Annotated in this window: 11 protein-coding genes; 8 read left to right on the top strand and 3 right to left on the bottom strand. The window is 71.3% G+C overall.

Going from position 1 to position 13,650, the window contains the following annotated elements; all coding sequences use genetic code 11:
- Positions 1-51 precede the first annotated feature (51 nt).
- From gltX to ACFQ8C_RS34040, 3 genes are all read right to left on the bottom strand, one after another.
- A complete protein-coding gene (gltX, locus tag ACFQ8C_RS34050) occupies positions 52-1,527 on the bottom strand; it encodes a glutamate--tRNA ligase (protein WP_383465343.1) in 1,476 nt (491 codons plus the stop codon).
- Positions 1,520-2,305: a fumarylacetoacetate hydrolase family protein gene (locus ACFQ8C_RS34045; RefSeq protein WP_383465341.1), complete on the bottom strand. Its 786-nt coding sequence runs from the start codon at positions 2,303-2,305 to the stop codon at positions 1,520-1,522. The genes gltX and ACFQ8C_RS34045 overlap by 8 nt, the downstream gene beginning before the upstream one ends.
- A 112-nt stretch (positions 2,306-2,417) precedes the next feature.
- Entirely contained in the window at positions 2,418-2,615 is a 198-nt protein-coding gene (locus tag ACFQ8C_RS34040) for a hypothetical protein (RefSeq protein ID WP_383465339.1), read from the bottom strand.
- A 571-nt stretch (positions 2,616-3,186) separates the two neighbouring features.
- Between ACFQ8C_RS34040 and ACFQ8C_RS34035 the strand changes: the two genes are divergently transcribed.
- The 8 genes from ACFQ8C_RS34035 to ACFQ8C_RS34000 all read left to right on the top strand — a co-directional run.
- The gene (locus ACFQ8C_RS34035) at positions 3,187-7,182 is read left to right on the top strand and encodes a nitrate- and nitrite sensing domain-containing protein (protein ID WP_383465337.1); all 3,996 of its coding nucleotides are present in this window, start codon (positions 3,187-3,189) and stop codon (positions 7,180-7,182) included.
- A 9-nt stretch (positions 7,183-7,191) separates the two neighbouring features.
- Positions 7,192-7,605 (top strand): roadblock/LC7 domain-containing protein, encoded by a 414-nt coding sequence (locus ACFQ8C_RS34030; RefSeq protein WP_030496942.1) that lies wholly within the window; start codon positions 7,192-7,194, stop codon positions 7,603-7,605.
- Between the two features lie 155 nt (positions 7,606-7,760).
- On the top strand, positions 7,761-8,171 hold the full coding sequence (locus ACFQ8C_RS34025) for a DUF742 domain-containing protein (RefSeq protein ID WP_030496941.1): 411 nt from the start codon (positions 7,761-7,763) through the stop codon (positions 8,169-8,171).
- Positions 8,152-8,733: an ATP/GTP-binding protein gene (locus ACFQ8C_RS34020; protein WP_383465335.1), complete on the top strand. Its 582-nt coding sequence runs from the start codon at positions 8,152-8,154 to the stop codon at positions 8,731-8,733. Before ACFQ8C_RS34025 ends, ACFQ8C_RS34020 begins: the two co-directional genes overlap by 20 nt.
- A gap of 352 nt (positions 8,734-9,085) precedes the next feature.
- On the top strand, positions 9,086-12,313 hold the full coding sequence (locus ACFQ8C_RS34015) for a nitrate- and nitrite sensing domain-containing protein (protein ID WP_383465333.1): 3,228 nt from the start codon (positions 9,086-9,088) through the stop codon (positions 12,311-12,313).
- A gap of 10 nt (positions 12,314-12,323) precedes the next feature.
- Positions 12,324-12,737: a roadblock/LC7 domain-containing protein gene (locus tag ACFQ8C_RS34010; RefSeq protein ID WP_030496939.1), complete on the top strand. Its 414-nt coding sequence runs from the start codon at positions 12,324-12,326 to the stop codon at positions 12,735-12,737.
- Positions 12,738-12,830: 93 nt separating this feature from the next.
- On the top strand, positions 12,831-13,364 hold the full coding sequence (locus tag ACFQ8C_RS34005) for a DUF742 domain-containing protein (RefSeq protein WP_383465331.1): 534 nt from the start codon (positions 12,831-12,833) through the stop codon (positions 13,362-13,364).
- Positions 13,345-13,650 (top strand): ATP/GTP-binding protein (locus ACFQ8C_RS34000; protein ID WP_030739219.1); only part of this gene is annotated, 306 nt, incomplete at its 3' end. The genes ACFQ8C_RS34005 and ACFQ8C_RS34000, both read left to right, overlap by 20 nt.

The following is a 13,650-nucleotide window of genomic DNA, read 5'->3' as shown; positions in this document are numbered from 1 at the left end:
CCCGGAGGGGGTCCTCCGGGCGCCGCCCCCGCTGTCGTACGGGTGGCGCGGTTACGCGGCGAGCTTCGCCAGGGCCGCGTCGATACGGGCCAGGGTCCTCTCCTTGCCCAGGATCTCCAGGGACTCGAAGAGGGGGAGGCCGACGGTGCGGCCGGTGACGGCGACGCGGACCGGGGCCTGGGCCTTGCCCAGCTTGAGGCCGTGGGCCTCGCCGGCGGCCAGGACCGCGTTCTTGAGCGACTCGGGGTCGTTCCAGTCGGCGTCCACCAGCTTCTCGCGCGCGGTGGTCAGCAGGGCCGCGGGCTCGCCCTTCATCGCCTTGTCCCAGGAGGGCTGGTCGAAGACCGGCTCGGCCAGGAAGAGGAAGTCGACGTTGGCCGTGATCTCGGAGAGGACGGTCAGGCGGGTCTGGGCGTGCGGGGCGATCCGCTCCCAGGCCGTGCGGTCGAAGTCCTCGGGCGCCCAGGGGGCGTGCGGGGCCCGGAGCCAGGGCTCGCAGGCCTCGGCGAAGGCCTTCACGTCCAGCATGCGGATGTGGTCCGCGTTGATGGACTCGGCCTTCTTGAGGTCGAAGCGGGCCGGGTTGGCGTTGACGTCCGCGATGTCGAACTTCGCCACCATCTCGGGGATGGTGAAGATGTCCTGGTCGGCCGAGAAGGACCAGCCGAGCAGCGACAGGTAGTTCAGCAGGCCCTCGGGGAGGAAGCCGCGCTCCCGGTAGAGGTTGAGGGAGGCCTGCGGGTCGCGCTTGGAGAGCTTCTTGTTGCCCTCGCCCATCACGTACGGCAGGTGGCCGAAGGCGGGGATCTCCTTGGCGACGCCCAGCTCGATCAGCGCCTTGTAGAGCGCGACCTGGCGGGGGGTGGAGGAGAGCAGGTCCTCGCCGCGCAGGACGTGGGTGATCTCCATCAGGGCGTCGTCGACCGGGTTGACCAGGGTGTAGAGCGGGGCGCCGTTGGCCCGGAGGATGCCGTAGTCCGGCACGTTCTCCGGGGTGAAGGTGAGCTCGCCGCGGACCAGGTCGGTGAAGGTGATGGCCTCGTCGGGCATCCGGAAGCGGACGATGGGCGCGCGGCCCTCCGCCTCGTACGCCGCGACCTGCTCGGCGGAGAGCTCGCGGCAGTGGCCGTCGTAGCCGGACGGCCTGCCGGCGGCGCGGGCGGCCTCGCGGCGCTCGTCCAGCTCGGCGGTGTTGCAGTAGCAGTGGTACGCGTACCCGCCGGCGAGCAGCTTCTCGGCGACGTCCTTGTAGACGTCCATCCGCTGCGACTGGCGGTACGGCGCGTGCGGGCCGCCGACCTCCGGGCCCTCGTCCCAGTCGAGGCCGAGCCACTTCAGCGAGTCGAGGAGCTGCTCGTACGACTCCTCGGAGTCACGGGCGGCGTCGGTGTCCTCGATGCGGAAGACCATGGTGCCCTGGTTGTGCCGGGCGAAGGCCCAGTTGAAGAGGGCGGTGCGGACCAGGCCCACGTGGGGGTTGCCGGTCGGCGAGGGACAGAAACGGACGCGGATATTCGCGTTAGCCACGCTTGATCACCCTGTTGGTGAGAGTGCCGATGCCTTCGATGGTGACGGCGACCTCGTCGCCGACGGTGAGGGGGCCGACCCCGGCGGGGGTGCCGGTGAGGATGACGTCTCCGGGGAGCAGCGTCATGGCCTCGGTGATGTGGACGACCAGGTCCTCGATGGAGCGGATCATGTCGCTCGTCCGACCGAGCTGGCGTTGTTCGCCGTTGACCGTGGCCTGGATGGTGAGGTCGCTCGGGTCGAGGTCGGTCTCCACCCAGGGGCCCAGCGGGCAGCTCGTGTCGAAGCCCTTGGCGCGGGCCCACTGGGCCTCGCGCTTCTGGACGTCGCGGGCGGTCACGTCGTTGGCGCAGGTGTAGCCGAAGATCACGTCCTTGACGCGCTCCCGGGGCACCTCGCGGCACATGCGGCCGATCACCACGGCCAGTTCGGCCTCGTGGTGCAGCTCGCTGGAGAAGGAGGGGTACTCGATGGCGTCGCCGGGGCCGATGACGGAGGTGGTCGGCTTGAAGAAGGCGACCGGGACCTCGGGGACCTCGTTGCCGAGTTCCCCGGCGTGCTCCGCGTAGTTGCGGCCGATGGCCACGATCTTGTTGGGGAGCACCGGCGGCAGGAGCCGTACCTTGCTCAGCGGGACCTTGGTGCCGCTGAGCTCGAAGTCGGTGTACGGGATGCCCTTGATGATGTCGAGGACGAGGCCGCCGGACTCGACGGTCCCCTCGCCCTCGACCGCACCGAAGGCGACATTGCCGTCGATGGAGAATCTGGCGATGCGCACGAGTGCTGTCGCCCCTCACTTGGTACTGGCTGGAGTCTGACGCTCCAGGCTAACGCGGCGCGGGGCGGCCGACCGGCGGTTGTCGCCGGTGCCGGGCGGGCGGAGTGCCCGATCAGGCCTCGGCGAGGTAGGCCGGGACGTAGGGCGCGGGGGCCTGCATCAGGACGGTGCGGCGCGGGTTGGCCGTGGCGCCGGGCAGCTCCGCCGTGTACTCGGGGGTGGCGCCGCGGCCGAGGGCGGCGGCGTCCGCGAGGTGGGCGAGGGTGGAACGGCGCGGGTTGGCCGTGATGGCGGGCGTGGGTGCAGTCATCGCGCTGGCAGACCTTGTCCGGGACGGGCGCCCGTGCGGGCGCGAGAATGGTGTAAAGCGTCAGGCTAAATCAAGGCGTTCCCTTCGAATGCATGGCTAAGACATCCATTCCCGTGTGAGTTTGCTCACCACTGAGCGGATTTTCCGGGCATTGCGGACAGGTATGTCAGGTCACGGAAAGGGACATTCCGCCACTGAACCCTTCATTCCGCTCCTGATCATCGCGACTGGGACACTCGGGGGTGCCGGGTCATTGGCACGGAAAAGTCCGAATCCTCCGCGATCATCTTCTACACCCCGTGACCTCGCGCGCACGGTTGGTCATCCCCTCTGCGGTACAGACCGCAGCCCTTGTTGGAGTTCCGGCACTGTGCTGGAATTCCACGCACCGCCGCGGGTTCGAAGCCGGCAACGCAGGGGGCGCAACGCAGCGCCGGCCGAGTGGCGGGGAAGGGGGATCTGCGCCGGTCACCGACGACCACCCGGGGCGCACCAATGCGTCCCCACGACGCCGACACCGTCCACTCCGGTTCCACCCGGAAGGACGCCTGGTCCAGAGGTTGCGACGCTAGTGCAGGGACGTTTCAAGAGGGATGGCGCGGGCTCTGCCCAGGCCCGCAAGGGCCGTGCGGAGGCTCCGTCGGAGCAGGAACCGCGTGCCGGGACCGACCGCGGTCCCGCGGCCCCGCACTCCACCCAGCAGGCGCCCGGCGCGGGCGGCCAGGGCAGGATCCAGGGCAAGGCCGCGCGGCCGAACGGCGAGTCCGGCGAGGGCTCCGCACGCCGTTCCGGCCCGTCCGCCGCGCCCGGAAAGCAGTCCGGAAAGCAGTCCGGCGAGCAGTCCGGCGCGGCCGGCACCGCACGCGGCGAGAAGGGCACCACGCCCTCCGCGCCCGAGAACCCGGCCGGCCCCCGAATAGCCCTGCGCAACTGGCGCATCTCCACCCGCCTCGTGGCCCTGCTGACCCTCCCCGTGGTCGCGGCCACCAGCCTCGGCGGCATCCGCATCAGCGAGTCGCTCCAGGACATGCAGCAGCTCGACCACATGCAGCTGCTCACCAAGCTGACCCGTGAGGCGACCGCGCTCGCGCAGGCCCTCCAGGCCGAGCGCGACCTGTCCGCCGGTCCGCTCGCCAACGGGCGTCCGGTCAGCGACTACCAGGTCTCCAACCCGCGCCGCCGCACCGACCGCCAGTACGACGCCTTCCTCGACGCCACCCGGGCCATCCCGAACGGCGAGGAGGACGAGGCGCTGCGGAGCATCCGCTCCAACGTCAACACGATCGCCTCGCAGGTCATCGACCTCCACAACATCCGGACGAGCGCCTACAAGAAGGGCGTCTCGCACTCGGTGACGGTCGAGGCGTACAGCCGGCTCATCCGCTCGCTGCTCAGCCTCTCCCAGGACATGGCGCAGGCGACCAGCAACCCCGACATGATCAAGCGGACCCGCGCGCTCGCCGCGTTCTCGTCCGCCAAGGAGTACGCCTCCATCCAGCAGGCGATCATCGCGGGCGCCCTGCCGGCCAGCGACAAGACCGCCGGCCGGATCCAGCCCGGTGACCGCCTCTACGGCGAGGCCGCGCTCAACGGCGAGAGCAACGCCTTCAAGTCCTTCACGGCGATCTACGAGGCGACCGGCGGCGACGCCACCGACCTCACCGACTCGCTGCACTCCGGCAACCCGACCATCGTGGACGCCGAGAAGTACGCCGAGCGCGTGCTGAAGGCCGACGAGACCATGCCGGGCGGCCCGCGCCGCGGCTACCTCAACTTCACCGACGAGTACGAGACGAAGATCGCGGCCATGGGCCGCATCGAGAACCAGCTCCTCGGCGACATGGAGACGATGGCCCGTGAGCTGCGCCAGGAGTCGCAGCGCGAGGCCATCATCAACGGTGCGCTGATCCTGCTCGTCCTCGGCGTCTCCCTCATCGGCGCCTTCGTCGTGGCCCGGTCCATGATCCGCTCGCTGCGCCGGCTCCAGGACACCGCCACCAAGGTCGCCCAGGAACGCCTGCCCGAGCTGGTCAAGCAGCTCTCCGAGTCCGACCCGCAGGACGTCGACACCTCCGTCGAGTCCGTCGGTGTGCACTCCCGGGACGAGATCGGCCAGGTGGCCACGGCCTTCGACGACGTGCACCGCGAGGCCGTCCGCCTCGCCGCCGAGCAGGCCCTCCTCCGGGGCAACGTCAACGCGATGTTCACCAACCTCTCGCGCCGTTCGCAGGGCCTCATCCAGCGTCAGCTCTCGCTCATCTCCGAGCTGGAGTCCCGCGAGGCCGACCCGGACCAGCTCTCCTCGCTCTTCAAGCTCGACCACCTCGCGACCCGTATGCGCCGGAACGGCGAGAACCTCCTCGTCCTCGCCGGCGAGGAGCCGGGCCGCCGCTGGACCCGCCCGGTCCCGCTGGTCGACGTCCTCCGCGCCGCCGCTTCCGAGGTGGAGCAGTACGAGCGGATCGAACTGGCCGCGGTCCCGGCGACGGACGTCGCCGGCCGGGTCGTCAACGACCTCGTGCACCTCCTCGCCGAGCTGCTGGAGAACGCCACCTCGTTCTCCTCCCCGCAGACCAAGGTCCGGGTCACCGGTCACGCGCTGCCCGACGGGCGCGTGCTCGTCGAGATCCACGACACCGGCATCGGCCTCTCCCCCGAGGACCTCGCGGCGATCAACGAGCGGCTCGCCTCGCCGCCCACCGTGGACGTCTCCGTCTCCCGCCGCATGGGCCTCTTCGTGGTCGGCCGCCTGTCCCTGCGACACGGCATCCGCATCCAGCTGCGCCCGTCCGACTCGGGCGGCACCACCGCGCTCGTCATGCTCCCGGTCGACGTCGCCCAGGGCGGCCGCAAGCCGGCCCCCAAGGCGGGCCCCGGCTCCCAGGGCGCGGCCCCGCAGGGCGGCAACGCCCCCGGCGGCCGTCTCCCCGGCGGCCCCGGCGCGGCCGGCGGTCCCGGCGCGCTCGGTGGACCGGCCGCCGGCGGCCCCGGCGCCGGACGTCCGGGTCTCGGCGGTCCCTCGGCCCCGGCCGGCCGGCTCGGCGCGGGCCCCGGTGCCGCGCGTCCCCAGGTCGGTCCCGCCGGCGGTCCGCGCACCGCGCTGCCCGCCCGGGACGGCGCGCCGCAGGCCCCGGCCCCGCAGCAGCCCCAGCCGGCCAACGCCCAGCTGGATCAGACGGGTCAGCTGCCGCAGCTCCCCCAGCCGACGCAGCCCGGCCCGGGTGCCGGTCTCATCGGCGGCGCGGCCAGCGCCATCCCGTCCCGTACGGACGTGTGGGGCGCCCGGCCGCAGAACCAGCAGCAGGCTCCGCAGGCTCCTCAGCAGCAGGCCCCCCAGCAGCAGGACCCGCTGGGCGCCCCGAACGGCTTCCCGCGTGCCGAGCTGCCCGGGGGCAACCCCCAGCCGCAGCGTCCGCAGGCCACGAGCTGGGGCAGCGACCCGGCCCAGCAGCCGGTGCGCCGCCCGCAGCAGGACATGACGCCGCTGGACGCCCCGCGCGGTCACGAGGACCCGGAGACCACGGGCTCGTTCGCCGCGCCCGGCGCCCCGCAGGGGCCGGGTTCGACGGGCCAGTTCCCGCGGCCGGACTTCAACGCCCCGCAGGTTCCGCAGGCGCCCCAGGTCCCGCAGTACCAGGACCCGGCGTCCACCGCGCAGTTCGCGCGTCCGGACTACGAGTCGCCGCTCGCCCCGCAGGGCCCCGGCTCCACGGGCCAGTTCCCGCGGCCGGACTTCAACGCCCCGCAGGTTCCGCAGGCGCCCCAGGCTCCGCAGTACCAGGCCCAGCCGCCGTACGGCAGCCAGCCCTTCGTACCGCAGGCCCAGCAGGTTCCGCAGGCCCCGCAGGCCCCGCAGCAGGTCCCGCAGCCGCCGGCCCCGCGCCAGCGCACCGGCAACGAGTTCGGCGCGCAGCAGCTTGGCTTCCCGCAGACGGGTCACCCGCAGCAGCCCGGCTTCCCGCAGGCCGGCCCGCAGCAGGCCGCGCCGCAGGCGCCCGAGCCGCGTCAGCCGCAGCTCGGCCGGTCGCGCCGTCCGGAGGCACTGCCGCCGGCGCCGTCCGCGGGCGACGGGCGCACCCCGCTGTACGACACGCTGGAGACCAACTGGTTCCAGCAGGAGCAGGGTCAGCAGCAGGCCCAGGCCCCGCAGCCGGTCCAGCCGCAGCGGGCGCCCGAGGTCGACCGGACCATGCAGACCCCGGTCGTCCAGCAGCCCGCCCCGGCGGCGCAGAGCCCGGCCCCCGGCCAGGCTCCCGACGGCGGACGGCCGGCCACCTGGCGGGCCTCGCCCAACGATGATCTGGTGCGCCAGGCCGAGCGGGCGCGCAAGCCGTCCGCCGGCGGGGTCACCACCTCCGGTCTTCCGCGCCGTGTGCCGAAGGCCAACCTCGTACCCGGGACCGCCCAGGAGCAGGCCCACACGGCCGGCCCCCAGGTCTCGCGTGCACCCGACGACGTCCGTGGCCGGCTCACCAACCTCCGCCGCGGTATCCAGCAGGGCCGTCAGGCGGGCAACTCGACCACGGGTAGCTTCCACCTCGGTCCGAACCACCAGCAGGAGCGATAGTTGAGCGCGATGAGCCAGGCGGCGCAGAATCTGAACTGGTTGATCACCAACTTCGTGGACAACACCCCTGGGGTGTCCCACACGGTGGTGGTCTCCGCCGACGGCCTTCTGCTGGCCATGTCCGAAGGATTCCCCCGCGATCGTGCCGACCAGCTGGCGGCGGTCGCGTCCGGGCTCACCTCGCTGACCGCGGGCGCCTCCCGGATCTTCGAGGGCGGTCCCGTGGCACAGACCGTGGTGGAGATGGAGCGTGGCTTCCTCTTCCTCATGTCCGTCTCCGACGGCTCCTCGCTCGCCGTGCTCGCGCACCCGGAGTGCGACATCGGCCTCGTGGGCTACGAGATGGCGCTGCTGGTCGACCGGGCCGGCAGCGTGCTCACCCCGGATCTCCGCGCGGAGCTCCAGGGCAGCCTGCTGCACTAGCGGCCCCACCCGCTCGCGGCACCTGTCCCCTCGACGGGGCGGTACACCCCCCATCCAGTACCGCCCCCGGCACCGTTCATCGTCCGGCCGCCCCATCCGGCCCCCCACCGGCCCCATCAGACGGCAGAGGTCTTGCTGTCACGCCCGGAGGATTCATGACCCCGCCCCCCGCCACTCACGATCCGTACGGCGGCTCGTCCCTGGACGATCCGTACGGTCATGAGGGCGACCAGCCGCTGGTCCGTCCGTACGCGATGACCGGCGGCCGGACCCGGCCGCGCTACCAGCTCGCCATCGAGGCACTGGTCAGCACCACGGCCGACCCGGCGCACCTCGCCACGCTCCTCCCCGAGCACCAGCGCATCTGCCACCTGTGCCGTGAGGTCAAGTCGGTGGCCGAGGTGTCCGCCCTGCTGTCGATGCCGCTCGGTGTCGCCCGGATCCTCGTGGCCGACCTGGCCGAGGCGGGCATGGTGGCCATCCACCAGCCGGGCAACGGAGAAGCCGGCGGCACGCCGGACGTGACACTGCTCGAAAGGGTGCTCAGTGGACTTCGCAAGCTCTAACGGCGGCGCGGCCAGATCTACCACCAGCGCGAAGATCGTGGTGGCGGGTGGCTTCGGCGTGGGCAAGACCACGTTCGTCGGTGCCGTCTCGGAGATCAATCCGCTGCGTACCGAGGCCGTGATGACGGCGGCCTCCGCCGGGATCGACGATCTGACCCACACCGGCGGCAAGACCACCACCACGGTGGCGATGGACTTCGGCCGCATCACGCTGGACCAGGACCTGATCCTGTACCTGTTCGGCACCCCCGGCCAGGACCGCTTCTGGTTCATGTGGGACGACCTGGTCCGCGGTGCCATCGGCGCCGTCGTCCTCGTCGACACCCGCCGTCTCGCCGACTGCTTCCCCGCCGTCGACTACTTCGAGAACTCGGGCCTCCCCTTCGTCATCGCCCTCAACGGCTTCGAGGGCCACCAGCCGTACACCCCGGACGAGGTCCGCGAGGCCCTTCAGATCGGCCCGGACACCCCGATCATCACCACTGACGCCCGCCACCGCGCGGACGCCAAGAGCGCGCTCATCACCCTCGTCGAGCACGCCCTCATGGCCCGTCTCAAGTAGCTTTCCGCGCCAGGGCAGTTGTCATATGCCGCCGTACCGGGGCGGCCGGAGTCGATCTGTGGCCTTCGACACGGCCCGCCCCGGGCTTCATAACATTTCGACAGAGAATTCGGGCGCCTCGGACACCCGACGCATCCGATCAGTGTCGCTGCGCTCACATGAGCCCCGCCTTTTGGCGGGGCTCGTTCTTTATGCCCGTTTTATGCGAGGCGTGGACCACTGAAAGCGGTCCCGTCCCACTGTTTGGAACGGACCCCCTTCACGTGCTGCAATTCATGAACTCCCGAGTAGTACGGCCCTGAACGAAACACCGGCACGACGTAGGTGCCGACGCGGAGAGGTTGTTGGTCGAGTGAGGCGAAGCATGGATGGCTCCGCGGAGCAGGAGGCGCGGGGCAACTTCACCCCGCCGTCGCGCGGCGCGATATCGCCCGCGGACGTGCCGGTGACGCCCGCGCCCGCGCCCGCCCCCCGGGGCAGCTCCAGCAAGCTGTCCCCGCGCAACTGGCGCGTGCCCACCCGCCTGAACGCGATCCTCCTCATACCCGTGCTGGTCGGCCTCGTCATGGGCGGCTTCCAGGTCAAGGGGTCGATCGACACCTGGCAGGAGGCCCAGGACGCCGAGAAGACGGCGCTCATCGTGCGCGCCGCCTCGGAGTACTCCACCGCCCTCCTCAACGAGCGCGACCTGACGGCCGCCCCGCTGCTCTCCGGCAAGGCCCGGGACTCCGAGGAGGTCACCCAGGCGCACGCGGCGACCGACGCGGCCCGCGTCAAGTTCGACGAAGCCGTCCGGAACATGCCCTCGGGCCAGGGTCTGGAGCGCCGTCTGCAGGCGTTCAAGAACGAGGAGCCCAAGCTCGCGGCGCTCCGCCAGACCGCCTACACGGCCGCGCTCGACCCGGTGAACACCCAGCTCGGCTACACCGGCGTGCAGCACTACCTCATGGAGTTCTCCAACGAGCTCAGCCTGGGCACCGGCAACATCACCAGCTACGGCCGGACCGTCTACGCGATCCAGCTGGCCCAGGCCGCCGGCTCGCTCCAGCGCTCCATCGGCACGCAGCTGCTCGTCCGGCCCAGCGCCAAGGACGCCGTCTTCGCCCAGCAGTCGGTCGCCTTCAACTCGTACAACTACCTGGAGCAGATCGCCCTCGGCGAGTACAACTCCGGTGGTACCGCCGAGGACGTCGAGCGCCTGAAGAAGGTCATGGCGGGCAAGGCCGCCGAGGGCGAGAAGAGGATGCAGGCCGCCGACGTCACCCTGCCCAAGGGCAAGGACGGCTCGGTCTACTCCGGCGTCGCCACCGCGATCGGCTCCGCCGAGGACGCGGACGCGGTCAGGGCCCTCGCGGCCAAGAAGATCAACGCCGAGACCTGGATGGCGATCGCCACCGCCAAGTTCGACGGCTACAGCGAGGTCGAGAAGACCCTCGTCGACAAGGCCGTGGCCGAGGCCACCGAGATCTCCTCCGACGCCAAGACCGACGCCTGGGTCACCGGCGCCATCGTCGTCGTCGCCCTGCTCGCCGCCTTCATCCTCGCCGGGATGATGGCCCGCCAGATGAGCCGCTCGATGCGCGAGCTGCGCACCGCCGCCTTCGGCATCGCCGAGCAGCGCCTGCCGATGCTGGTCGACCAGCTCTCCCGTACCGAGCCCGGCCGGGTCGACACCCGGGTGCAGCCCATCCCGATCGACTCGCAGGACGAGATCGGCGAGGTCGCCCGCGCCTTCGACCAGGTCCACCGCGAGGCCGTGCGGCTCGCCGCCGAGCAGGCCATGCTCCGGGGCAACGTCAACGCGATCTTCACCAACCTCTCGCGCCGCAACCAGTCGCTGATCGAGGGCCAGCTGACCCTCATCACCGACCTGGAGAACAACGAGGCCGACCCGGACCAGCTGGAGAACCTCTTCAAGCTGGACCACCTCGCGACCCGTATGCGCCGCAACGGCGAGAACCTCCTGGTCCTCGCCGGCGAGGAGCCGGGCCGCCGCTGGGACCAGCCGGTCCCGCTGGTCGACGTGCTCCGCGCCGCCTCCTCCGAGGTGGAGCAGTACGAGCGCGTCGAGATCGCCGGCGTGCCGGAGGCCGACATCCACGGCCAGGCCGTGACCGACCTCGTGCACCTGCTCGCCGAGCTCCTGGAGAACGCCACCACGTTCTCCTCCCCCCAGACCAAGGTCCGCGTGACCGCGACCCGTCTCCCCGACGGCCGCGTGATGGTCGAGATCCACGACAAGGGCATCGGCCTCACCGCCGAGGACTTCGCGGACATCAACCACAAGCTGGCGAACCCGCCCACCGTGGACGCGGCCGTCTCCCAGCGCATGGGCCTCTTCGTGGTCGGCCGACTCTCCGACCGGCACGGCATCCGCGTCCAGCTCCGCCCCTCGGGCGAGCAGGCCGGCACCACCTCGCTCGTCATGCTGCCGGACGCGATCACCCACGGTGGCGGTGGCGAGCAGCCGGTCCAGGACGACTTCACGGTCTCCCAGATCATCCCGCACCAGCAGCAGGGCGGCTTCGAGCCCCAGGTGGCGCCCATGCGCACCGCGGCCGAGCTCGGCTTCGACGACTCGCGGTACGAGCAGCCGGCCGAGGGCCAGCAGCTGGACCCGGTCAACCGCTCGCTGATGCGCGAGGAGCGCCGCGCGGCCCTGGAGGCCCAGGTGCACGTCGGCGACGAGGCGCACTACGAGGAGCCCGAGCAGGGCCAGGCGTACGGCTCCGAGTACCCCCAGGAGCAGGGCTACGGCCAGGAGTACGCCCAGGGCTACGAGCAGGGCCAGACCGGCTACGCCCCCGAGTACGGCCAGGAGCAGGGGTACGAGCAGCAGCCGCAGAACGGCTACGGCTACCCCCAGCAGCAGGGCTACGAGGGGTACGGTCAGCAGGGCGAGGCGTACCCGCAGCAGACGTATGCGGAAGCGTCCTACGGCGCCCAGGACCCGGCCCAGGCCGGCTACGACCAGGCGTTCGAACCCCAGTCCCACCAGGGCGAGTGGCCGCAGCAGAGCTCCTACCAGGGCGCTTTCGACCAGGGTTACCGTCCGGAATCGGAATCTTCGCAGCTCGCTCCCGAACAGGGCTCTGAGCGCGTAGGCTTCGACCGTCCGGCTCCGGCTCCCAGTCCCGCTCCGGACACCGGCCACGGACTGACCGACGCCGGTCTGCCGCGCCGCGGCGGTGCCGCCCCGCAGGCGTCCCAGGCGCAGCGGCCCGCACCGCCGGCCCAGCCCGACCAGCCGGTGGGGCAGGACGAGCAGAACCAGAACGAAGCCTCCGAAGAATGGCGCTCGGCCAATGACGAGCGCTGGCAGCAGGCCAAGAAGCTCCGCGAGCCGAAGGCGGGCGGGGTCACCTCGTCCGGCCTCCCCCGGCGCGTCCCCAAGGCCAACCTGGTCGAGGGCACCGCGGAGCAGACCCCGCAGGGCGGCCCCCAGGTCTCCCGTGCTCCCGAGGACGTCCGGGGCAGGTTGAGCAACCTGCGCCGCGGTGTCCAGCAGGGACGCACCGCGGGATCGGACACGAACGGATCGGGCCTCGGCCCGGGTAGTACCTACAACCAGGAGCGTTAGTGTGAGCGCGATGAGCCAGGCGGCGCAGAATCTGAACTGGTTGATCACCAACTTCGTGGACAACACCCCCGGGGTGTCCCACACGGTGGTGGTCTCCGCCGACGGACTCCTGCTGGCCATGTCCGAGGGGTTTCCCCGGGACCGTGCCGACCAGCTGGCGGCGGTGGCCTCCGGGCTGACCTCGCTGACCGCGGGTGCGTCCCGGATCTTCGAGGGCGGCGCGGTCAACCAGACCGTGGTGGAGATGGAGCGCGGCTTCCTCTTCATCATGTCGGTCTCGGACGGTTCCTCGCTGGCCGTCCTCGCCCACCCGGAGTCCGACATCGGTCTCGTGGGCTACGAGATGGCCCTGCTCGTGGACCGGGCGGGCTCCGTCCTCACCCCGGACCTGCGGGCCGAGCTCCAGGGAAGTCTTCTCAACTAACAGACACACAGTGCGTATCTCGTCACCGCACCGTTAGGGTGCGGTGACGCGGCTCCAAGGGACATGGACCGCGAGGCAGTCGGAGGAGGAGACGTGGGAACACCCCCGGGGGCGAACCCCTACAACGGATTCGACGCGCATCAGGCGCCGTTGGGCGACACCGCGCAGAACCGGTACAACTTCCCTTCCGCACCCAGCAGACAGGGTGTCCCCCAGTCCTACGGCCAGCCGCAGGCGCAGCCGGTGGCACCGCGTGCCGCGAGCAGCGCGGGCGCCGGCGGCGGGCACAACCCGCTCGTGCGCCCGTACGCGATGACCGGCGGCCGGACCCGGCCGCGCTACCAGCTCGCCATCGAGGCGCTGGTCAGCACCACGGCCGACCCGTCCCGGCTGCAGGGGCAGTTGCCCGAGCACCAGCGGATCTGCCGGCTGTGCTTCGAGATCAAGTCGGTCGCGGAGATCTCGGCCCTCCTCTCCATTCCCCTCGGCGTCGCCCGAATCCTCGTCGCCGACCTGGCCGAGGCCGGACTTGTCGCCATTCACCAGCCCGGCGGCGACGAGGCCGCCGGCGGTCAGCCAGACGTGACACTGCTCGAAAGGGTGCTCAGTGGACTTCGCAAGCTCTAGCGGCGGCGCGGCCCGTTCAACCACCAGCGCGAAGATCGTGGTGGCGGGTGGCTTCGGCGTGGGCAAGACCACGTTCGTCGGCGCCGTCTCGGAGATCAACCCGCTGCGTACCGAGGCCGTCATGACGTCCGCGTCCGCGGGCATCGACGACCTCACGCACACCGGCGACAAGACGACGACGACTGTCGCCATGGACTTCGGCCGCATCACGCTGGACCAGGACCTGATCCTGTACCTGTTCGGCACCCCCGGCCAGGACCGCTTCTGGTTCATGTGGGACGACCTG

Source organism: Streptomyces sp. NPDC056503, from assembly GCF_042794995.1.
Lineage (GTDB): Bacteria > Actinomycetota > Actinomycetes > Streptomycetales > Streptomycetaceae > Streptomyces.
This window is presented reverse-complemented; position numbering and strand designations above follow the sequence as displayed.